19 protein-coding genes are annotated in these 21,406 nt (G+C 33.7%); 13 read left to right on the top strand and 6 right to left on the bottom strand.

The genetic code is table 11. From position 1 onward, the window contains the following. Positions 1-54: 54 nt before the first annotated feature. From F6P99_RS10265 to pepT, 4 genes are all read right to left on the bottom strand, one after another. Entirely contained in the window at positions 55-978 is a 924-nt protein-coding gene (locus F6P99_RS10265) for a homoserine kinase (protein WP_152287388.1), read from the bottom strand. Positions 979-1,043: 65 nt separating this feature from the next. Then, positions 1,044-3,494 (bottom strand): bifunctional aspartate kinase/homoserine dehydrogenase I, encoded by a 2,451-nt coding sequence (gene thrA / locus F6P99_RS10260; RefSeq protein WP_152287387.1) that lies wholly within the window; start codon positions 3,492-3,494, stop codon positions 1,044-1,046. 455 nt (positions 3,495-3,949) lie between these two features. Continuing rightward, positions 3,950-5,155 (bottom strand): diaminopimelate decarboxylase, encoded by a 1,206-nt coding sequence (lysA, locus tag F6P99_RS10255; protein WP_152287386.1) that lies wholly within the window; start codon positions 5,153-5,155, stop codon positions 3,950-3,952. A 153-nt stretch (positions 5,156-5,308) separates the two neighbouring features. Next, positions 5,309-6,535 carry a peptidase T gene (gene pepT, locus F6P99_RS10250; protein WP_152287385.1) on the bottom strand — a complete coding sequence of 409 codons (1,227 nt, stop codon included), beginning with the start codon at positions 6,533-6,535 and terminating at the stop codon, positions 5,309-5,311. A gap of 339 nt (positions 6,536-6,874) precedes the next feature. Here pepT and rpsF point away from each other — a divergent pair, with 339 nt between their 5' ends. From rpsF to F6P99_RS10210, 8 genes are all read left to right on the top strand, one after another. After that, positions 6,875-7,216: a 30S ribosomal protein S6 gene (gene rpsF, locus F6P99_RS10245; protein WP_152287384.1), complete on the top strand. Its 342-nt coding sequence runs from the start codon at positions 6,875-6,877 to the stop codon at positions 7,214-7,216. A 5-nt stretch (positions 7,217-7,221) separates the two neighbouring features. Continuing rightward, positions 7,222-7,518: a 30S ribosomal protein S18 gene (rpsR, locus tag F6P99_RS10240; RefSeq protein WP_152287383.1), complete on the top strand. Its 297-nt coding sequence runs from the start codon at positions 7,222-7,224 to the stop codon at positions 7,516-7,518. 15 nt (positions 7,519-7,533) lie between these two features. After that, positions 7,534-7,980: a 50S ribosomal protein L9 gene (rplI, locus tag F6P99_RS10235; protein ID WP_152287382.1), complete on the top strand. Its 447-nt coding sequence runs from the start codon at positions 7,534-7,536 to the stop codon at positions 7,978-7,980. A gap of 71 nt (positions 7,981-8,051) precedes the next feature. Then, the gene (locus F6P99_RS10230) at positions 8,052-8,672 is read left to right on the top strand and encodes a hypothetical protein (protein ID WP_152287381.1); all 621 of its coding nucleotides are present in this window, start codon (positions 8,052-8,054) and stop codon (positions 8,670-8,672) included. A 17-nt stretch (positions 8,673-8,689) separates the two neighbouring features. Then, positions 8,690-9,166 (top strand): DUF6495 family protein, encoded by a 477-nt coding sequence (locus F6P99_RS10225; RefSeq protein WP_317162582.1) that lies wholly within the window; start codon positions 8,690-8,692, stop codon positions 9,164-9,166. Between the two features lie 6 nt (positions 9,167-9,172). Next, positions 9,173-9,841 (top strand): TrmH family RNA methyltransferase, encoded by a 669-nt coding sequence (locus F6P99_RS10220; protein ID WP_152287380.1) that lies wholly within the window; start codon positions 9,173-9,175, stop codon positions 9,839-9,841. 1,250 nt (positions 9,842-11,091) lie between these two features. Then, complete coding sequence (locus F6P99_RS10215) at positions 11,092-12,498, top strand: MBL fold metallo-hydrolase (protein ID WP_152287379.1); 1,407 nt, start codon at positions 11,092-11,094, stop codon at positions 12,496-12,498. Continuing rightward, positions 12,499-12,765, top strand: coding sequence for a heavy-metal-associated domain-containing protein (locus tag F6P99_RS10210; protein WP_152287378.1), 267 nt, complete (start codon positions 12,499-12,501; stop codon positions 12,763-12,765). Between the two features lie 44 nt (positions 12,766-12,809). Here the strand turns inward: F6P99_RS10210 and F6P99_RS10205 are convergent, their stop codons facing one another. Further along, complete coding sequence (locus F6P99_RS10205; protein WP_152287377.1) at positions 12,810-13,460, bottom strand: hypothetical protein; 651 nt, start codon at positions 13,458-13,460, stop codon at positions 12,810-12,812. A gap of 197 nt (positions 13,461-13,657) precedes the next feature. Here F6P99_RS10205 and F6P99_RS10200 point away from each other — a divergent pair, with 197 nt between their 5' ends. From F6P99_RS10200 to F6P99_RS10185, 4 genes are all read left to right on the top strand, one after another. Next, positions 13,658-15,271: a sulfatase gene (locus F6P99_RS10200; RefSeq protein ID WP_152287376.1), complete on the top strand. Its 1,614-nt coding sequence runs from the start codon at positions 13,658-13,660 to the stop codon at positions 15,269-15,271. An 8-nt stretch (positions 15,272-15,279) separates the two neighbouring features. Further along, positions 15,280-16,131, top strand: coding sequence for an AraC family transcriptional regulator (locus F6P99_RS10195; RefSeq protein WP_152287375.1), 852 nt, complete (start codon positions 15,280-15,282; stop codon positions 16,129-16,131). A gap of 173 nt (positions 16,132-16,304) precedes the next feature. Beyond that, entirely contained in the window at positions 16,305-18,845 is a 2,541-nt protein-coding gene (locus tag F6P99_RS10190; RefSeq protein WP_152287374.1) for a sugar-binding domain-containing protein, read from the top strand. Between the two features lie 2 nt (positions 18,846-18,847). Next, a complete protein-coding gene (locus F6P99_RS10185; RefSeq protein ID WP_152287373.1) occupies positions 18,848-19,810 on the top strand; it encodes a family 16 glycosylhydrolase in 963 nt (320 codons plus the stop codon). Between the two features lie 58 nt (positions 19,811-19,868). Here F6P99_RS10185 and F6P99_RS10180 read toward each other — a convergent pair whose 3' ends face one another. After that, positions 19,869-20,552 carry a pseudouridine synthase gene (locus F6P99_RS10180; RefSeq protein ID WP_152287372.1) on the bottom strand — a complete coding sequence of 228 codons (684 nt, stop codon included), beginning with the start codon at positions 20,550-20,552 and terminating at the stop codon, positions 19,869-19,871. Positions 20,553-20,720: 168 nt separating this feature from the next. On the opposite strand from F6P99_RS10180, the gene F6P99_RS10175 reads away from it, so the two are divergent. After that, the gene (locus F6P99_RS10175) at positions 20,721-21,368 is read left to right on the top strand and encodes a DsbA family oxidoreductase (RefSeq protein ID WP_152287371.1); all 648 of its coding nucleotides are present in this window, start codon (positions 20,721-20,723) and stop codon (positions 21,366-21,368) included. Positions 21,369-21,406: the final 38 nt, after the last annotated feature.

Below are 21,406 nucleotides of genomic sequence, written 5' to 3'. Positions count from 1 at the left end.
CAATTTATTAGGAGCGATTGTTTGTAATTATTTGGATGCTTAGTTTTTCGAATTCTATTGAATAACTTTTATTCCTTCTGTGTTGATTTTTGAAATATGTACATCATAATCGATACCCACATTTTCGTACACTTTTTTCATTGCATCAGCTACTTTTTTGGCTGTTTCTTCTCCTTTGCTAAGTGCGTAAATAGAAGGTCCTGAACCAGAAATACCTGCACCTAAAGCACCTGCTTTGATGCTATCTTGTTTTACAGCATCGAAAGCCGGAATCAAAATAGAGCGAATCGGTTCTACGATGTGGTCTTCCAAAGATCTACCGATTAATTCGTAGTCTTCTGTATATAAGCCGCTAATTAAAGCACCTACATTACCCCATTGTTTGATGGCAGTTTTTAAAGGAACAGATCCTCTTAATATTTCTCTTGCGTCAGATGTTTTCACTTCTATTTGAGGATGAATTACCGTTGCATACAATTCGCTAGGAGTATGAATTTTTAAAACTTCTAAGGGTTCAGTAGTTTTAACCAAAGTAAAGCCACCTAAAAGGGCAGGGGCAACATTGTCGGCATGCGCAACACCACTCGCTAGGCGCTCACCTTGCATGGCGAACTCTATTAAATCGTGATTTGAAAAAGGACGACCTAATAGTTCGTTGATACCAAATACAGCTCCAGAACTACTTGCAGCACTTGATCCGATACCACTTCCTGGTTTGATGTTTTTATAGATTTCAATTTCAAAACCAAATTCTGTATCTACTTTAGAAAGCATCGATAAGGCGGCTACTCCAGCAACATTTTTATGTGTTTCAAGCGGCAAGTCTTGACCGACAATTTTTGTAATCGTAACTCCTTTTTTTGCTACTTTTCTGATGATCATTTCATCACCAACATTGTCTAATGCAAGTCCTAATACATCAAAACCACAAGAAACGTTTGCAATCGTTGCTGTACAGAATAATTTAATTTCTTCCATAATTAATCAACTTTATATTCTTGTTGTACCCTTCGACATGCTCAGGGTTCAAAAGAATTTCTTTTTTATCCTCTTCCAATTCTAATGATATCTGCAAATATTCCCGATGCAGTAACGTCGGCTCCTGCACCAGCACCTTTTACTATAAGAGGGAATTCTGGGTATCTTTCAGTAAAGAACAACACGATATTGTCGCTACCTTGTAAGTTAGAGAAAGGATGTTTGTTGTCTACTTCTTGTAAAGAAACATTTGCTTTTCCATCTACAAATTCAGCTACATATTTTAATTCTGCATTATTTGCTGCAGCCTTTTCTTTGATTGCTTCGAAGTGCGCTTTTTCTGCAATCAATGTCTTTTTAAAGTCGGCAATAGAATCTGCTTCAAGACTAGATTTAGGCAAGAAAGATATGTTTTCGATATCTTCTAGATTCATTTTCGTACCACTCTCACGAGCTAAAATTAAAATCTTACGAGCTACATCAACACCACTTAAATCAATTCTTGGATCTGGTTCGGTAAATCCAAGTTCTCCAGCTTCATCAACAATTTTTGCAAAGTCAGCATCACCCACAAAAGAGTTGAAAATAAAATTAAGGGAACCAGAGGCTACCGCTTGGATTTTTTTAATGACATCACCTGATTGAACCAAGTTGTTCAATGTGTTAATGATCGGTAATCCAGCACCTACATTTGTTTCGAATAGGTAAGGAGCGTTGTATTCGCGAGATAAAGATTTTAATTCTGAGTAAATTTCGTAATCAGAAGAAGCAGCAATTTTATTACAAGTAACAATTGCGATACTTTCTTTTAGGTACCCTGCATATAATTGAGCAATGTCGTAGTTTGCTGTGTTGTCAACAAAAATACTATTGGCTAAGTTGAATTCTACCACGTTCGCTTTGAATTGCTCCATGTCTAACGAAACTCCATTTTCTAACAAATCGTTTTTCCAATCAGAAAGATCAATACCTTCTTGCTTGAATAACATTTTCTTTGAGTTAGAAAGGGCAATTACATTTATTTTTAATTGTAATTTCTCTAACAAGTATGATTCTTGAGCAGCAATTTGTTCAATTAACTTACCACCAACATTACCTACACCTACAACATATAAGTTTAAATGTTTTATTTGGTTTTCAAAAAATTCATTGTGTAAAGAATTCAATGCTTTTTGGATGTTTTTACTTGAAATTACCGTTGAAATATTTTTTTCAGACGCACCTTGAGCAATTGCTCTGATGTTTACATTGTTTTTTCCTAGTGTGCTAAACATACGTCCACTAATACCTTGATGGTTTTTCATATTGTCACCAACCAAAGCAATAATTGCCAATCCGCTTTCAACCAATAAAGGCTCTACTTTACCCAACGCGATTTCGTATGCAAAAGCTTCGTCAATCACTAATTTCGCTTTTTCAGCATCTGCATCATTGATTCCGATACAAATCGAATGTTCAGATGAAGCTTGCGTAATTAACGTAACATTAATTTTTTCTTGAGATAGTGTTTCAAATAAACGTTTTGAAAAACCAGGAATACCAATCATTCCATTTCCTTCAAGAGTAATCAAACTTACTTCATTGATATGGCTGATTCCTTTGATCAAAGTTTTACTAACATTGTTGTTTTTAGAGATATAAGTTCCAGGAGCTGTCGCATCAAAAGTATTTTTGATTACCATAGGAATTTCTTTCTTTAAAACTGGTTGTACTGTTGGTGGGTACAAAACCTTGGCTCCGAAATGAGACAATTCCATTGCTTCTTGGTATGAAATATTTTCTATGGGGAAAGCTCCTTTTACAATTTTAGGATTCGCAGTGAACATTCCGCTCACGTCCGTCCAAATTTCTAAAATAGATGCATTCAAAGCAGATGCAACAATGGCAGCAGTGTAATCTGATCCTCCACGACCTAGCGTAGTTGTGTCTCCTGCTTTATTTGCAGCAACAAAACCTGGCATAACAACAATTTGAGCATTGTTTTTGTTAAAGAAAACTTCTATGTTTTTATTTGTTGTATCAATGTCTACGATAGCTTGAGTAAAATCGTCGTTTGTAATGATTAACTCTCTACTGTCTTTTAGTTCGGCATTTTCAACCTCTACTTGAAGTGCATTTATAACTATATAAGAAGATAAACGTTCTCCGAAGCTAACCAACTTGTCGTGTGTTCTATTTGATAGCTCTTTTAATAATGAAACGCCTTCTAAGGTACTTTCTAATTCGTTTAAGATTTTTTTCAATCCTCCTAAGACACCAGATTGTTTGTCAATAGGAATCAATTCACGAACTGCCTCAATATGTCTTTTTTCGATCGTTTCGAAACTAACTTTGTAAGCGTTGTTTCCGTTCTGAGCAAAATCTCCTGCTTCTAACAAAGTATCTGTAGTTCCTCCTAGTGCTGAAACAACTACAACTAGTTTATCTTTTTGAGCACTATCTTTAAGGATGTTGATTACTTTTGATATGTTTTCTGCATTTGCTACCGAAGTTCCTCCGAATTTTAAAACTTTCATTTTTTATTTTTTTTAACTCCCTCAAAAATAGAAAGAGTATTTGAATTTGCATTGATTTTGAAAGAAATACGATGAATAGTTTCATTAAGTATTTCACCTGTGCTAACACGTGAGTCTAACGATATAGACGCAGGATTTATTGATATGTAATGATGAATTAACCCCAAAGGGTAATCGTATTTCTAGTAGAAAATGTAGAAATATTTCCTAACGTATTAGGAGTGTTTGTAGTAAGTATGTTTTCTTTTGAAAAAATCATGATGCAAATATAAATAAATCTATTAAAAATGCACTTTTATACTTGAAAAATATGTACATAATTATATCCTTTTCTAAAGAATAAAATACAAATGGAAAGTTTGCGTTTGAAATTCTAGTAAAAACAAGTGTATAAATAAAAAAAGCGACTAAAAATTCGATTTTAGTCGCTTGTGTTTTTTATATAGAATCGGCTATTAAAAAGCAACTTCTATTTGATTTTTAAGGATGTCTTCCATCGTTTCTCTTTGACGTATCAAATAATCTTGTCCGTTGTAAACCATTACTTCAGCAGGTCTAAAACGAGAGTTGTAATTTGAAGCCATAGAAAAACAATAAGCTCCAGCATTGTGAATACACAAAACATCACCTTCTGTAACTTTGCCTAAGTTTCTTTTTGCACCAAAGGTGTCAGTTTCACAGATGTAACCTACAACAGAGTACTCTTCTTCTTCACCTTCAGGGTTAGAAATATTTGTAATATGTTGGTATGCATCATACATCATCGGGCGAATCAAATGGTTTAATCCACTGTCAATACCTGCAAAAGTAATGTTTGGTGTTTCTTTGATTACGTTTACTGTAGCCAAGAATTTACCAGCCTCACTCACTAAGAATTTACCAGGTTCAAAAATCAAAGTCAATTCTTTTCCATATGCTTCGCAGAATGCATTAAAACTAGTACCTAGTAATACACCCAATTGCTCTAAATCTGTTTCGTTGTCACCTGGTTTGTATGGTACTTTGAATCCACTACCTAGATCTACAAACTCAATGGTATCAAATCTTTTGGCGATTCCTAATAAAACTTCTGTTGCTTCTACAAAAGCTTCTAAATTTGAAATATCAGATCCAGTATGCATATGCACTCCGTTGATTGTCATTCCGGTTCTAGAAACTACTTCTAAAATAGTATCTATTTGAGATACCGAGATTCCGAATTTAGAATCGATATGACCTACAGAAATTTTCGCATTTCCACCTGCCATCACATGTGGGTTCATTCTAATTGCAACAGGATAGTTTGGAAAATCTTTACCAAATTTTTCTAAGCTGTATAAGTTGTCCAAAGTAATTTTTACACCCAAATTTTTTGCTTCTACGATTTCTTCATACGAAACTCCGTTAGGCGTGTAAGAAATATTTTTGACATCAAAACCTGCATGGATACATAATTTTACTTCTTGAATAGAAACGCAGTCTGTACCTGAGTTCAAACGATTTAATATTTTTAATACATTGATATTTGTATTTGATTTTATCGCATAATTTATCTTTACATTTTTTACCCCAGAAAATGCATTCATCATGCGGTTATACTGTGATTCAATTTTGTTTGCATCGTAAATATAAAGAGGTGCTCCATATTTTTCGACTAAAGATAAAAGGTGTTGATTTTCCATTTTTATATAATTGTAATTCTTATGCAAAGATTCAACTATTCTTTAAAATATAACGTGTTTTTAGCTGATTTTATCAAAATAACACAGAATGTTGAAATTTAAACAAGTGATTTTTTGAGTCTTAATTTGTATTCGCAGATTGATGTGTTAAATTTATCGCTGAGCTACTATTTGTGCAATATTTACAATTACTTCGGTTGCTTTGAGCATAGATTCTACAGGTACATATTCATATTTGCCATGAAAATTATGTCCACCTGCAAAAATGTTAGGGCAAGGCAATCCCTTATAAGACAACTGTGAACCATCTGTTCCGCCTCGAATGGCTTTTATAATTGGTTTAATGCCTGCTTGTTCCATGGCGTTTTTTGCAATAGTGACTATATGCATTACGGGTTCTATTTTTTCTTTCATATTGAAATACTGATCCTTTACTTCAATATCGATAGTTGCTGAATCGTTTTCTGTATTCATTTCTTTTGCAATATTACGTATCAATGCTTTTCTGTTTTCGAACAAATCGTTGTCATGATCTCGAATAATATATTCTAAAACTGTTTTTTCTATAGAGCCATTGAATGTATGAAGATGGAAAAATCCTTCGTAACCAGTCGTTTTTTCAGGTACTTCGTTTTGTGGAAGTCTTGATGCGAATTCGTTGCCGAGTGTAATTGCATTTACCATTTTATCTTTGGCATATCCTGGATGTACAATTTTACCGTGTATTGTTATTTTGGCGCTCGCTGCGTTAAAATTTTCATATTCTAATTCTCCGATTTCACTACCATCCATGGTGTATGCCCAATCTGCTCCGAACTTTTCTACATCAAATAAATGAGCGCCTTTTCCGACTTCTTCATCTGGAGTGAAACAAATTCTTATGTTTCCATGCTTGATCTCTGGATGTTTGATAAGGTATTCCATCGCAGAAACAATTTCCGTGACTCCTGCTTTGTCGTCGGCACCCAGTAGAGTAGTACCATCTGTCGTGATCAGTGTTTGACCTTTGTACAATAACAGATCTTCAAAATAATCAGGAGAAAGAATAATGTTTTGTTCTTTGTTGAGTACAATGTCTTTTCCGTCGTAATTTTCATGGATTTGAGGATTGATGTTTGTGCTTGAAAAATCAGGGCTCGTATCTATATGCGCCACGAAACCGATGGTTGGTACCGTGTGTTCGATATTGCTAGGCAGTGTAGCCATGATGTAACAGTTTTTGTCAAGTGTAACATCAGTCATGCCAATAGAATTCAATTCTTCAACTAATAATTTTGCTAAATTCCATTGTTTTTTAGTACTCGGGAATTCAGGATTGTTAGGATCTGATTGCGTATCTATTTTTATGTATTTTATAAAACGGTCTAATATCGCTTGCATGTGATGGAATTTAATTTTTGTCAAAAATAAGGAATCATTGGTGATTTATAGCATGGTCACTTCGGCAAGCTCAGTGTCCATTGGTTTTATAGGGAGTTCTTTTTGCGTTAGGGATTGAACGTTGTGTTTGAGCTCTTTTATAATCTGTTCTCTGAGCCTGTCGAAGTGACCATGTTATAAAAAGCGAGTAGTGAAAGCCCGACCTTTTGGGTAACGCACTGATTTCTATGAGATTTGTCCTTTGGTGAATTGGGAAATAAAAACTTGTATTTGGGTATTGTTAACTAAAGAAACTTCACTATATTTGCAGCCTTAAAAATAATATTAAATTAATTAATTATGAATCATTACGAAACTGTTTTCATTTTGAATCCCGTTTTATCTGATGTTCAGGTAAAGGAAACAGTACAGAAGTTTGAGGACTATCTTGTTTCTAAAGGTGCCAAGATGATTCACAAAGAAGACTGGGGGCTTAAGAAATTAGCTTACCCAATTCAAAAGAAAAAAAGTGGGTTTTATCACTTATTTGAGTTTAACTTAGAAGGAGCTAACTTAGCTGCTTTTGAATTAGAATTCAGAAGAGATGATAGCGTTATGCGTTACTTAACTGTAAAGTTAGACAAACACGCTGCTGCTTGGGCTGAGAAAAGAAGAGAACGTGTTAAATCTGCTAAAAAATAAGAATTATGGCGTCAATTGATCAACAAGCAAAAGGAGGTAAACAAGGTGATGTAAGATACCTTACTCCATTAGATATCGATACTAAAAAAGAATCTAAATACTGTAGATTTAAGAAAAATGGAATTAAGTACATTGACTATAAAGATGCAGATTATTTAATGTATTTAGTAAATGAGCAAGGTAAAATTTTACCTCGTCGTTTGACTGGAACATCTTTAAAGTACCAACGTAAAGTTTCTGTAGCTATCAAAAGAGCTCGTCACTTGGCTTTAATGCCTTATGTTGGAGATTTATTAAAATAATATAGTAGATACGACATGGAAGTTATATTAAAACAAGACGTAGAAAACTTAGGATTTAAAGATGATATCGTAACTGTGAAAAACGGATACGGAAGAAACTTTTTGATTCCTCAAGGACATGCAGTTTTAGCAACAGGATCTGCTAAAAAAGTATTAGCTGAAAACTTAAAGCAACGTGCTTTTAAAGAGGCTAAAGTTGTAGAAGAAGCTGCGAAAGTAGCAGAAGCTATCAAAGGATTAGAAATTAAAATTGCTGCTAAAGTTGGTGAGGGAACTAAATTATTTGGTTCTGTTTCTAATATAGATGTTGCTGAGGCAATTTCTAAAGCAGGTGTTGAGATCGATAAAAAATTCATCAAAGTAACTGGTGGATTGATCAAAAGAACTGGTAAATACAATGCTGTTGCAAGATTGCACAGAACTGTTATTGCTGAGTTTACTTTCGATATCATCGCTGAGTAATTTTACATTACATCATATAAAAATCCACTACTCATTGAGCTAGTGGATTTTTTATTTATATTGACATAGTTATGATAGCATTTCTACATACTTCTAAAATTCACATTCCGAAATTCGAAAACCTAGTTAGAGAATTCAATTCTGATATTGAGATACAGCATTTTGTAAATGAGTCCTTACTTGCTGAAGCGATAGAAATGGGTGAAGTCAATCAAATAAAATTTGTAGATCAAATTAATAAGATTGAAAAAACAGATCCAATGTTGGTTATTTGCACATGTTCAACTTTAGGAACTGCCTGTGACGCAACACAAAATGTACATCGAATCGATAGACCCATTGCAAATTATTTATCGGAGAATTATAAAAAAATCGGATTGGCATTCACAGCGAATTCAACCAAATTAGCAAGTACGGTTTTACTATCTGAAGCAGCTAAATCTCAGGGTAAATCAATAGAGATTATCCCTATAGATTGTTCTTCTGCTTGGACCTATTACCTGCAGAATGATTTTGAACGATATGAATCGGAAATAGCAAAATGTTTATTGGAAAAACAAGATGCCGTGGACGTAGTGTTTTTAGCACAAGCATCAATGGAGGGTGCTATAGAAAAAGCTAAGGGGTATAGTAAAGAAATTTACACAAGTCCCGCTTATGGAGTAAAAACAATTTTAAAACAACTGAAATAAGACGTTAATAAATAAGAATGATGAAATATAGACAACTAACCAAAGAACAATTTGAAGAACTACATGAGGAGTTTGCAAGGTTTTTAGCGTCTCAAAAAATTGACGTAAAAGAATGGGATACCATTAAAATAGAAAAGCCAGAAGTTGCTGAAGAAGAATTGAATATATTTAGCGATGTTGTTTGGGATGATGTGTTGACCAAAACAGAATTTATTGAGCATTATTCGCAAACGAGTATCAATTTATTTAAATGTCAGTCTACATTAATAGAACGTATTATGGTGAAAACAACAAATTCTTCTATAAATTTTTTGAAAAAAGAAGGCATTGAATGGTTGAGCAAAAATGCAGGTGATACAAGTTTAGAGTATTTCTACGCGCATAAAAATTATACCAAAGAACGAAATGAAGAATTGTTTGATTTGGTTGAAAAAGGAGGGATTATGACTAAAGGACATTTATACAAATCAATTGCTCAAATAATAAAAAAATAAGTTCGAATGGATGTTAAGAAATTAACTGCTTTTTTAGAGGATTTAGTTACAGAAGAACGCAAAGAAATTTTTCAGGAAGTGTTGAAAAATAGAACGCGTCACTTTTCTGTAATTTTGGAAGATTTGTACCAAAAACACAATACAAGTGCTATTACTAGAAGTTGCGAGGTTTTCGGAATTCAAGACATGCATATTATAGAAAATAAGTACAAAACCTATGTTTCGAATCAAGTAGGTAAAGGTTCACAAAAATGGTTGACATTTCATAGGTACAACCAACAAGAACACAATACACAAGCTTGTATAGATGCTGTTCGGGCACAGGGCTATCAAATCATTGCTACAACACCACATGAAACTTCTAGATTTGTTGGTGATTTTGATGTTACAAAAAAATCTGCTTTTGTATTTGGTGTTGAAAAAGAAGGTGTTTCTAAAATGATGTTGGAACAAGCAGACGGTCATTTAAAAGTACCTATGTATGGTTTTACCGAGAGTTTGAATGTATCAGTCGCTGCTGCTATTGTATTGCAAGATGTTTCAACTAGGATGAGAAAAAGTGGCGTAGATTGGGAATTGTCTGAAAAAGAAAGTGAAGAAATCTACTTGAATTGGCTCAAGAAGTCTATTAAAAGTATCGACAGTGTAATGAAACGTTACGAAGAAACAAATTAAAAAAAATCCACTTCATTGAGTGGATTTTTTTTGCCTTGCCAAAAGGGTGTTTCATCAGGTTTTTTATCCACTTCATATTAGAATCCGAAAGATCAGTTACAGACTATTGTATCTTTAAAATACAAATCTGATTTTTAGTTGAGGTCATTTTTGTAAGTTAATATTAGTTGATTTTTTTCAGGATTAGTATGGTTTAGAGAAGGTGTTTTATTATGCTGTTAGATCGTACTATTACAACAATCTAAACTACCCTGAGACCGAAAAGGCCGAGCAAATTTTTGTTAGGTCTTTTCTCTTTTTTAGAGATTTTTTGTTTCAATCGCTTCGGATGTTAAAAATGTCGTTTCACGCATCAAAAAAGACGTTTCACTTAGTTTGCGCATTTGTGAAGAGAGGTTAGGAGTATCTTTGGGGTATAGAAAAATAATAATTTTCATATTTAGATTGGTTTAGTATTTAAGATTCACTGATTGTTTGAGGATTGAAAAAGAAGTTGTTAGGTTCTTGTTTTTCATAGAGTTTTCAGAAAGAATTTTAAAGTGAAAAAATCCTGGTTGTTAGGTTCCAGGATTTTTTTTATGCCTAAAAGTGAAGTAGAAAGAGCTTGTTTTTTCTTATAATTTGTTTCAATTATCTCATAAGTCGTTTCACCTATCAAAAAAGACGTTTCACTTAGTTTATAGATTTGTGAAGAGAAGTTAGAAATATCTTTGGGGTATAGAAAAATAATAATTTTCATATTTAGATTGGTTTAGTATTTAAGGTTCACTGATTGTTTGAGAATTGAAAAAGAAGTTGTTAGGTTCTTGTTTTTCATAGAATTTTCAGAAAGAATTTTAAAGTAAAAAAATCCTGGTTGTTAGGTTCCAGGATTTTTTTTATGCCTAAAAGTTAGGTAGAAAGAGCTTGTTTTTTCTTATAATTTGTTTCAATTATCTCATAAGTCGTTTCACCTATCAAAAAAGACGTTTCACTTAGTTTGCGCATTTGTGAAGAGAGGTTAGGAGTATCTTTGAAGTATCATAAGAAATAAAGTTAGGTTGGTTAGTTTTTAAATTGTTTCTGTTTCTTTGATGATTGCTTCAAAGGTTGTTAGGTTCCTTTGATGCATAGAAAAATAGAAACATTTAATGTAATAATCCCAGTTATTAATTTAACTGGGATTTTTTGTTTTAAAACAACAAGTGTAACAAAGGTTACAAGTTACAAGAATTTTGAATTGTAACTTTGTAGTATAAAAAATGACACAAATGAAAATTGAACAGATTTATACGGGGTGCCTTGCACAAGGAGCATATTATATCGAGAGTAATGGAGAGGTGGCAATTATTGACCCACTACGAGAAGTACATCCATATATGGATAAGGCAACGACTCATGGTGCGAAAATTAAATATATTTTCGAGACTCATTTTCATGCTGATTTCGTTAGTGGGCACGTTACTTTGGCAAATAAAACTGGAGCTAGAATTATTTATGGACCAAATGCCGAAACTAATTTCGATGCAGTAATTGCAAGAGATGGTCAAGAATTTACATTGGGTAATATTGTCATAAAGGTTTTACACACTCCAGGACATACAATGGAAAGTAGTACTTTCTTACTTTTCGATGAAGCTAAAAAAGAACATGCGATTTTTACTGGAGATACGCTGTTTTTGGGTGATGTAGGAAGGCCAGACTTAGCTCAAAAATCCTCGGGTATGACAAAAGAATTGTTAGCTGAAACATTATACGATAGTTTGAGAAATAAAATTATGACCTTGCCAGATTCTGTCTTGGTGTATCCGGGTCATGGTGCAGGGTCTGCTTGTGGAAAAAATATGAGTAAAGAAACTGTTGGTTTACTCGGTGATCAAAAAGCAACTAACTATGCCTTGAGGTCGGATATGACAAAAGAAGAGTTCGTAAAAGAAGTGACTACTGGGTTACAGGCTCCTCCAGTTTATTTTCCATTGAATGTTCAAATGAATAAAGAAGGGTATGCAGATATTTCTGAAGTTATTGAAAAAGGGACACATGAATTGACACCTGATGAGTTTCAGGAGATTGCTGAAAATAGTCATGCCTTGATTTTGGATGTTAGAACGCAAGATGAATTTGCAAACAGCCATATACCGAATTCTATTTTCATCGGATTAAATGGTGGTTTTGCACCTTGGGTTGGTGCCTTAATTGGTGATGTAAAACAACCACTACTATTAGTAGCTCCAGAAGGGAAAGAAGAAGAAGCTATTACACGTTTATCACGAGTAGGTTTTGATTATACCTTGGGTGTTTTGAAAGGAGGAATGAAAGCTTGGGAAAATGCATCGAAAGAAGTAGAAAAAGTAGAAGGTATAGATGCTGTTAAATTTTCAGAAGTAGCTTCGGAATCAAAAATATTTGATGTACGTAAAGAAACTGAATTTGCATCTGAGCGAATTGAAAACGCTAAAAATACACCTTTGAGTAATTTGAATTCATTTTTAAAAGAATTTCCAGAAGTTGAAACTTTTTATTTGCATTGTGCAGGTGGTTATAGAAGTATGATCGCGGCTTCAATATTGAAACAAAGAGGTATTCATAACTTTATTGATGTAAAAGGAGGCTTTGCAGCAATACAAAAAACAGCTATTAAAACTACGGCATTTGTTTGCCCTTCAGCACTTAAATAAATGAAAGCAAAAATTATAGTTCAAAACTTAAAATGTAATGGGTGTGCCAATACCATTCGTAAAAAGATTGCGCATGCAGATGTTTCAGATATTAACATCAATATAGAAGAAAGTACCATTACTTTTCAATATAGCAATGATAACACCATTGTCTCAGTAGAAGAAATGTTATTAAAAGCCGGGTACCCAAAAGAGGGAGATGCCAACGCAACGACTACAAAAGTTAAATCATTTGTTAGTTGTGCAATTGGAAAAACAACGCTGTAAGGATCATTTTGACGATTTAACCTAGTTAGATTAATGCGCTAAGTTTATCTACCAAAGCTTGTACCAGCTCCAATTACCACATTTGGTTCCCATTGTTCAAACGGAGAATTTTTATCGTTTAACAAATCGAACAGCACGTGCACAGATACCCATGAACGTTTGCTTGTTCTTTTTCTAATACCGGCACCTGCCCATAAATAAGGCACCCACTCGGTAGTAGAGGTTACATTGGCATTGTTATCTAAACTTAAATATTCGTAACTATAGATTTCTGGGGCAATATGTACATACAAGTCACTAAATGCGAACCAACGTAAAAATGTACCAAACCCATAATTGTGGTAGTCGTATTTTTGACCTTGAATTTTTTGTGTAGAATAAGTATAGTATACCTTAAGCCCAGTATATAAAGAAGGTTTTAATCTATAGCCTATTGTGGGAGCTACGGTTATGGATGTATAATTTCCGAATGTTGCACCAAATGTTCCACCTACATATATTTTTTTTAGAAAAGGAACAGCCGCCTTTTTATCATTTTCATCTTTAGCGGTAGTCTGTTTTGGCGGTGCTTCAACTTGCTCATTTTGTGTGTTGTTTTGATTGTCTGGCACTTCAATAGTTGTAGCAGTGGTGTCGTTTTGAGCAAAAATGCTAAGAGTTCCTAACATTAAAACAGAGGCAATTAGATTTTTCATAGATAAATAGGTTTGTAGTAAAAATACAAACAATGCTTTAGTTTGTCAAGGTTACTTTAAAATCAATCTACAATTATTGAAATAATTGGGTAGAATTAGGGTATAAAACAGGTAATATAGTAGTTGTATTTGGTAATATATTCCAATCAAAAGAAACTAGACTTCTTATTTTTGTTTAACAAATTAAAAAATGTTTCATGAAGAAATTACTTATTTTACTAGCTATCGGTTTTACAATGGTTGCGCATTCGCAACAACAGAAAAATATATTGTTTCTAGCAGTAGATGATTTGAAAACTGAATTAGGTTGTTATGGATCTGAGATTGTAAAATCACCAAATATTGATAAGCTTGCTCAAAGTGGAGTTTTATTTACCAGAGCTTATTGTCAGCAAGCCATTTGTGGTCCATCTAGAGCTAGTATTATGACCGGAGCGAGACCAGAATCAATTAATGTTACAGATTTATTCCAAGATTTTAGGGCAAATGTTCCTAGCATAAAAACAATCCCACAGCACTTTAGAGAAAATGGGTACGAAACTGTATATGCAGGTAAAGTTTTTCACGGTAAGTATACAGATGATGAAATGTCATGGTCTAGAAAAGCGTTGAAACCTAAACGAAGTGCAAATGCCCCTGAAACAAAAGGAGGATATGTTTTGAAAGAAAGTCAAGAATTGTACATAAAAAATAAAAAAGCTCTAGAAGAAAGATACGGTGCTAAGGTTATTAGAGAAAACTGGTTGGCGAAAGGACCCGTAACCGAATGTGCAGACGTACCTGACGATACTTATGAAGATGGTTATAATACAAAAGCAGCAATTGCTACGTTACATGAATTGGTTGAAAATGAAAAACCTTGGTTTTTAGGTTTAGGGTTTAAAAAACCACATTTAGATTGGATTGCTCCTAAAAAGTATTGGGACATGTACGATAGAGATGCAATTCCACTTGCAACACATACAAAAGCTCCTATAAATGGTGCTGCTATGGGCTTGTCTGAGTCAATGGAAGTCCGTGTTGCAGCAGATATGCCGAAAACAGCACCGTTTTCAGAAGCTTTACAAAAAAAATTAAGACATGGCTATTATGCATGTACTAGCTACATTGATGCACAGATAGGAAACATGATTCAGGCATTGAAAGAATCAGGCGCATATGAGAATACCATTATCGTCTTATGGTCGGATCATGGATTTAATCTTGGTGAAATGGGCTACTGGGGAAAGGCGACGAATTATGAAGTGGCGACGAAAGTTCCTTTTATTATAGTTGCTCCTGAGGTTTCAAATAAAGTTAAAGGTCAGAAATCAGATGCTTTGGTTGAATTGGTAGATTTATTTCCAACGTTGTGTGATTTGGCGGATTTAGAGAAACCTAATCATTTAGAAGGAACTAGTTTAGTACCATTATTGAAAAAACCTTCAAAAAAATGGAAGGAAGATGCCTTTAGCATTTTTCCGACACCAGCATTAAGAGAGTGGGCTGCTCGTCCTTTTACGCCTCCTTTTAGAACTGCATTCTATGCTCCATTAATTGTTAAAATTGAAGATCGAATTGCTGCTCAAATGGGAGATAAATGGAATAGAGAAACCTTTGAACAGTTTGTAATGGGGTATGCGATGCGTACAGATCGTTATAGAACCGTGGTATGGAAAGACAGAAGAAAACCAGAAGAGAAACCTTTGTTTGTTGAAGTATATGATCATCAAGAAGATCCGAATGAAACAACAAACATTGCAGAGAATAATCCCGAGTTGGTCGCCAAATTGTTAGAACGAATGGAAAAGTCGGGTTGGCAAGGAAAATAGAATTTTTTTTGAAACCAATTCTAGAAAATATAAATACAGATGGAGAGTCTTCAATAAAGGCTTTTAAATATGTTGCCACGGACTTTGTTACTCCTTGGCATGTGCATCCAGAGTTGGAATTAATTTATATTGTACAAAGTAAGGGAACAAAGTTTATTGGTGATTTTGTTGGAGATTACGAGCAAGGGGAACTCGTTTTACTAGGAGGTAATCTTCCTCACTTTTGGAGGAATACACATAGTGATGAAGATTTGTGTGAATCAATCGTTATTCAGTGGAGTAGTGACGCATTTGCGCAAAGACCTGAGTTAACTAAAGTGTTTGATTTGTTGAAGAAAGCAAATAAGGGAATTTTATTTTCTAAAAGCACAGCAAGAAAATTGAAACAAGATTTGATGGAAATCTTATCACTTGATAAGCAAGAAAAATACGTACGACTTCTCAAAGTATTGATTTTTCTATCAAAAGAAAAAGGTAGCTCTTTGTCTCAGAATAGTTTTGACGATCTAACAGTTGTGAACGAACAAAATAGAATTGTTAAGATTCACAATTATGTCGAAAAACATTTTCAAGAGAGAATTAGTTTATTGCAAATAGCCAATGTTGTAGGGATGTCTGAGCAATCTTTTTCTAGGTTTTATAGTAAACTAATGGGGAGACCCTTTTTTACGTATTTGAATGAATATAGAATTAATATGGCTACTCGAATGTTGGTTGAAACAGATAAAACTGTTTCAGAAATAGGTTATTCTTGTGGTTACGAATCCTTATCTTTTTTTTACAAACAGTTTAAAAAAGTTCAGAATGTGACACCTTATAAGTATCGAAAAATTCATTCGAATGATCAATATTTGACTTGAAGTCGTTTTCATTTTTTGTAGGAACTAATAGTTAGTTATAACTAATGAAGCTAACAACATAATAGTTCATATTTATGTGAATATACTTTATGTATGAGTCTTTTTGAATGCTAATCTTTGTAATTCATTTGTTGTTGAAACAAAAAAACACAGTTTACTAAAAATATTATGATATGAGAAGAACCCAATTATTTACCTTATTTCTAGTTTTTGCAACGTTGATAAGTCAAGGACAAAAGAATCAACTATTGAGTTTTAATGATGATTGGTTTTTTACGCTTTCCGATTCCAAAAATTATGCATTGACAACCTACGACATTTCTCATTGGAGGAAATTGGATCTTCCACATGATTGGACGATTGAACTAGGTTTTTCTCAAGAATTAGAAGGAGCAACCGCATTTACGCCTGGTGGAATTGGTTGGTATTCAAAGAATTTCAGAACACCAATTACCAGTAATGAAAAGTGTTATATTATTTTTGATGGTGTTTACAACAATGCGGAGTTTTGGCTGAATGGTTATCGAATTGGAAATCATCCCTTCGGATATGCTCCTATATTTTATGATTTAACAAATTACTTGAAACCAAAAGGAGAGGTCAATAGAATTTCGGTTAGGGTGGATCATAGTAGGTATGCAGATTCTAGATGGTATACAGGTTCAGGGATATATAGAAACGTTCAATTGTTGATTTCAGATAAATTGCATATTCCGGCATGGGGAACGTTTGTAACTACCCCTAAAGTTAGTAAAAAAGAAGCTCAAGTTAAAATTGAGTTAGAGCTTAAAAATGACTACGAACATGATAAAGAAGCTGTTGTGATTTCTGAAATAATTGATGATGGAGGGGAAATTGTCGCAACAGAAAGAAATAAAGTTCTGTTATCTGGGAAAACAACTCGTAAAATATTCCAAAGCTTTGTCGTGTCAAAACCAAAATTATGGAAAATTGACAATCCCACTTTGTATACCGTAAAAACATATTTTGAGGGAATTGATAAAGCTCCAAGACTAACGCGCTTTGGTATTAGAACTTTTCGTTTTGACAAGGATAAGGGCTTTTTCTTTAATGGGGAAAACATGAAAATAAAAGGAGTTTGTTTGCATCATGATGCTGGAGTGGTTGGAGCTGCCGTGCCTAAAGATGTTTGGAAACGAAGATTGTTGAAACTTAAAGAAGGTGGGTGCAATGCAATAAGAACCTCACACAATCCTGCTTCTGATGAATTTTTAGATTTATGCGATGAACTTGGATTTTTAGTGCAAAACGAATTTTATGATGAATGGGATTTACCAAAAGACAAAAGATATAATATGCACGATAAAGAAGTGGATTATATTACGAGAGGGCATTCAGAACATTTTCAATTATGGGCTGAGAAAGATCTAAAAAACACAATGAAAAGTAGTAGAAATCATCCTTGCATTTTTCAGTGGAGTATTGGTAATGAAATAGAATGGACGTATCCTGGAAATCGTGGAGCAACCGGAATATTTAAAGAAACTAATAAGGATGATAAAATGGATTGGACATTGTGGAGAACAAAGATTCCACCGCACAGTCCAAAGCAGGTAAGAGCTTTTTGGGAACAATTTCCTGAGCAAACTTTCAATATAGGAGAAACTGCTAAAAAATTGGCAGATTGGACGAGAGCAATGGATACAACCAGAGTTGTCACAGCCAATTGTATTTTACCTACTTCTAGTTTTGAAACTGGCTATACAGATGTCTTAGATGTAGTAGGTTTTAGTTACAAACCTCATAAATATAAATATTTCAAAGAAACTTATCCTGATAAATGCATGATGGGAACAGAAAACGTTCCTCGCTATTATGAATGGAAAGCTGTGATGGAGCATGATTTTATAGCTGGACTTTTTTTATGGACCGGAGTAGATTATATGGGTGAATGCAGGGCGGATTTTTGGCCACAGAAGGTTACACCTCATGGTCCATTAGATATCGCGGGTTTTCCGAGAGGGTCATTTTATATGTTCAAATCATTGTGGAGAAATGATTTAGCTGTCATCAGTATGTATACACAAACCGAACAAAAATCAATCTATAAATTAGCTACAAATGGAGAAGTGGTTGAGAAGAAAAAAGATTATTGGAAGTTGGCTCCTCGAGAATGGCAAGAAGTAAACCCGTATTGGAACTACAAAGAAGGTGTAAGAACGATTGTAGAGGTATACTCAAATTGTGAAGAAGTGGAACTCTACCAAAACGGTAAATCATTGGGTAAAAAATATTTGAAAAATCAACAAGATTATACCTATAAATGGGCTGTAGATTATAAGAAGGGAAAACTTGAAGCGAAAGGAAAAAAGGGGCATAAAAAAGCTTCGATAAAGTTGACTAGCGTGAAGAAACCTGTAGCAATTAGATTAACTGTTGATAAAAGTCAATTGAAATCTAATAATACAGATGTAGCTCATATTGTAGCGCAATTGATAGATAAAAATGGTCATGAGGTCAAACATGTTGAAGATGAGGTTTCATTTGAAATACAAGGACGTTATAGGTTTTTAGGAACGGATTGCGGAGATACTAGAAAATTAGATTCGTTTAAAAACAAATCAGTACCTACAGTATTTGGTAGGAGTTTATTGATGATTCAAGCTACGAAAAATGCTGGTACAGTTACCGTAATTGCTAAGAACAAAAAGGGGAATGTAATTTCAGAACCGTTAAGAATAAAAATTAATTAAAAATGAAGCACAGAAATATTGTAGGCATAATACTGACTTTAATAAGCTTTCAAAAAGTTACTGCGCAAATCTATCCAAAATCAGATCCAAAAAATAAAGAAGGATGGGTTATAAACACTGAAGTTAGTGACGAATTTAATTCTGATGAAATTGATGAAAATCGATGGTATATTGTTGGGAAATTCAAAGACGGAAAACCTTTTTATAAGCATCCAGACAAACCAAATAAAAAAGTTTGGACCGGTAGAGCTCCTTCTCAATTTTCAGGTCGAAATTATAGGTTGCAAGATGGAATGTTACATTTAGAAACACGTTGGGAACCAGATTTCCCGTTTATAGAAGAAATTAGGATTCCTGTTTTTGGAGAACCATTGCCCTATGAAAATATTACTACAGCATGTTTTATTGGTAGAAAATATTTTAAGTATGGCTATATAGAAATTAGAAGCAAAGCCGCAGATGCTGAGGTTACAAGTGGGTTTTGGTCTATGGGAAAAAATTTAGAGTTCGATTTTTTCGAGATGTATGGAGATGGAAGGAAAAAGAACAAAGAACATTTAGATAGTGAACTTTGGTGGTCAATACGTGATTGGAAAAAATTAAGAGGTAAACCTTCTTATACCGAAAGAAAAAATCTTGGTTTTAGAGGGGCAGATGATTTTCATGTGTATGGAATTGATTGGAGTAAAGATGGTATTAAATACTATGTTGATGGAAAGTTGTTTTCTTCGGTAACTGCTGCACAAGCTACAGAATGGGCACTAAAAAACAGGAAAATTGAAAAAGGATATGACGGATATGTTGCTGTCAATTCAATAAGCATTTGGTTGGATAATGAAATATTTCCTTGGCATGGGATTCCTAAATCCGAAGAAGAGCTAACATTAAACGGTACTGAAGAAGAAAAGAGAAATGGACGTATGGATTTTTCTATTGATTATGTTAGAGTATGGCAAAAAAAATGACTTTGATAATTAGATTTTTTTGTGTTTACATCTAATATCAAAAACCATTGGTACCTGTTTATTTTAATAAATTAATAATTCGTTTCCAATTTTCAGGGAAATCAGTTTCCAATTCAATTGCTTCTAAAGTAAATGGATGAATGAAGGACAAAGTTTTTGCATGCAAAAACATAGCTTCGTTTTGAAATTCTTTTTCAAACATACGATTGTGAAAGCGATCCCCGTACTTAGCATCTCCAATCAAAGGGTGACTTATTTTATTCATATGAATTCTTAATTGATGCAATCTTCCAGTTTTGGGTTGCAGTCTTACCAAACTATAACGTGAATTTTTATACGGCCCCACAGAAATGGGAATGGTAAAGGTTTCAATTCTTTCGTATAGTGTAAGTGCATCTTTATGGTTGTTTGCATCTCTACCTTTTACAGGACTGTCAATGGTACCAGATTCAGGAATAAACCCTCTTATCAAACCGATGTAAGTTTTTTCAATTAAATTGTTTAAAAACAGTTCTTGAAAATTTTTTACATATTCTTTTTTAGTAGCGAATAAAACAATTCCTGAAGTCTTTCTGTCCAAACGATGCACGGGGTACAATTTGCGATCAAGTTGCTCCATTAACATTTGAACCATAGATTTTTCATCCAACTGATTGTTTGCCATTACCGAATGATGAACCAATACATTGTTTGGTTTATGGATCGCAATACAATAAGGGTCTTCATAAATTATTTGTAACATAACTGTATAAAAAGAATTAACATTCAATTTGAATGTTGCCGCTCAAAAATAATGTTAATTTTTAGGTTTTAGTGTTGAAAGATTGTACAATGTTAATCATTATGAAAAATGGTAAGTTTAGTTGACAACATACGACAATTCATACATAATTAGAATAACAACAAAAAGATGAAAGAAAAATTAAGAATAGATATTGTATCAGATGTGGTTTGTCCATGGTGTACAGTCGGATATAAAAGGTTAGAAAAAGCAATCCAAGAATTGGGTGTAGAAGATCAAATAGAAATTGAATGGCAACCATTCGAATTGAATCCAAACATGCCTATAGAAGGACAAGATTTAAACGAACATCTAACTGAGAAATATGGATCTACGAGTGATCAACTAGAGGCATCAAAGAATATGTTGGTAGAAGCTGGAGAAGATCTTGGTTTTAAGTTTGATTATTTTGACGGAATGAAGATTGTGAACACATTCGAAGCACATGTATTGTTAGAATATGCTAAAAAATACGGCAAACAAACAGCATTAAAAATGCGTTTGACAACCGCTTATTTTAGTGAAGGGAAAAATGTTTCGAAAAGAGAGGTATTAAAAGAAGCGTTACTAGAGGTTGGGTTAGATGCTGACGAAGCATTAAAACAATTAGATGTTGATGAAAAAAGGACTCAAGTTGCGGATGCACAAAATTATTGGAAAAGTTTAGGGGTTAACTCTGTTCCTACAATTGTTTTTGATAGAAAAAGTGCCGTAACGGGAGCACAACCTATTGCTGTTTTCAAGCAAGTATTGTCAGAGCAGTTGCAACAATCGTAAAGTAATTTTGCGTTTAATTTAAGGTAGTAGAATGACAG

This window comes from Flavicella marina (genome assembly GCF_009193215.1).
Taxonomy (GTDB): Bacteria; Bacteroidota; Bacteroidia; order Flavobacteriales; family Flavobacteriaceae; genus Flavicella; species Flavicella marina.
Note: the sequence above shows the minus strand (reverse complement) of the source record. Positions and strands in the feature narration are given on the sequence as shown.

What these genes read in the sequence shown, in the direction of transcription:
- F6P99_RS10265 (WP_152287388.1), bottom strand. Translation starts at nt 978, where the DNA reads ATGGAAGAAATTAAATTATTCTGTACAGCAACGATTGCAAACGTTTCT.
- thrA (WP_152287387.1), bottom strand. Translation starts at nt 3,494, where the DNA reads ATGAAAGTTTTAAAATTCGGAGGAACTTCGGTAGCAAATGCAGAAAAC.
- lysA (WP_152287386.1), bottom strand. Translation starts at nt 5,155, where the DNA reads ATGGAAAATCAACACCTTTTATCTTTAGTCGAAAAATATGGAGCACCT.
- pepT (WP_152287385.1), bottom strand. Translation starts at nt 6,535, where the DNA reads ATGCAAGCGATATTAGACCGTTTTATAAAATACATAAAAATAGATACG.
- rpsF (WP_152287384.1), top strand. Translation starts at nt 6,875, where the DNA reads ATGAATCATTACGAAACTGTTTTCATTTTGAATCCCGTTTTATCTGAT.
- rpsR (WP_152287383.1), top strand. Translation starts at nt 7,222, where the DNA reads ATGGCGTCAATTGATCAACAAGCAAAAGGAGGTAAACAAGGTGATGTA.
- rplI (WP_152287382.1), top strand. Translation starts at nt 7,534, where the DNA reads ATGGAAGTTATATTAAAACAAGACGTAGAAAACTTAGGATTTAAAGAT.
- F6P99_RS10230 (WP_152287381.1), top strand. Translation starts at nt 8,052, where the DNA reads ATGATAGCATTTCTACATACTTCTAAAATTCACATTCCGAAATTCGAA.
- F6P99_RS10225 (WP_317162582.1), top strand. Translation starts at nt 8,690, where the DNA reads ATGATGAAATATAGACAACTAACCAAAGAACAATTTGAAGAACTACAT.
- F6P99_RS10220 (WP_152287380.1), top strand. Translation starts at nt 9,173, where the DNA reads ATGGATGTTAAGAAATTAACTGCTTTTTTAGAGGATTTAGTTACAGAA.
- F6P99_RS10215 (WP_152287379.1), top strand. Translation starts at nt 11,092, where the DNA reads ATGAAAATTGAACAGATTTATACGGGGTGCCTTGCACAAGGAGCATAT.
- F6P99_RS10210 (WP_152287378.1), top strand. Translation starts at nt 12,499, where the DNA reads ATGAAAGCAAAAATTATAGTTCAAAACTTAAAATGTAATGGGTGTGCC.
- F6P99_RS10205 (WP_152287377.1), bottom strand. Translation starts at nt 13,460, where the DNA reads ATGAAAAATCTAATTGCCTCTGTTTTAATGTTAGGAACTCTTAGCATT.
- F6P99_RS10200 (WP_152287376.1), top strand. Translation starts at nt 13,658, where the DNA reads ATGAAGAAATTACTTATTTTACTAGCTATCGGTTTTACAATGGTTGCG.
- F6P99_RS10190 (WP_152287374.1), top strand. Translation starts at nt 16,305, where the DNA reads ATGAGAAGAACCCAATTATTTACCTTATTTCTAGTTTTTGCAACGTTG.
- F6P99_RS10185 (WP_152287373.1), top strand. Translation starts at nt 18,848, where the DNA reads ATGAAGCACAGAAATATTGTAGGCATAATACTGACTTTAATAAGCTTT.
- F6P99_RS10180 (WP_152287372.1), bottom strand. Translation starts at nt 20,552, where the DNA reads ATGTTACAAATAATTTATGAAGACCCTTATTGTATTGCGATCCATAAA.
- F6P99_RS10175 (WP_152287371.1), top strand. Translation starts at nt 20,721, where the DNA reads ATGAAAGAAAAATTAAGAATAGATATTGTATCAGATGTGGTTTGTCCA.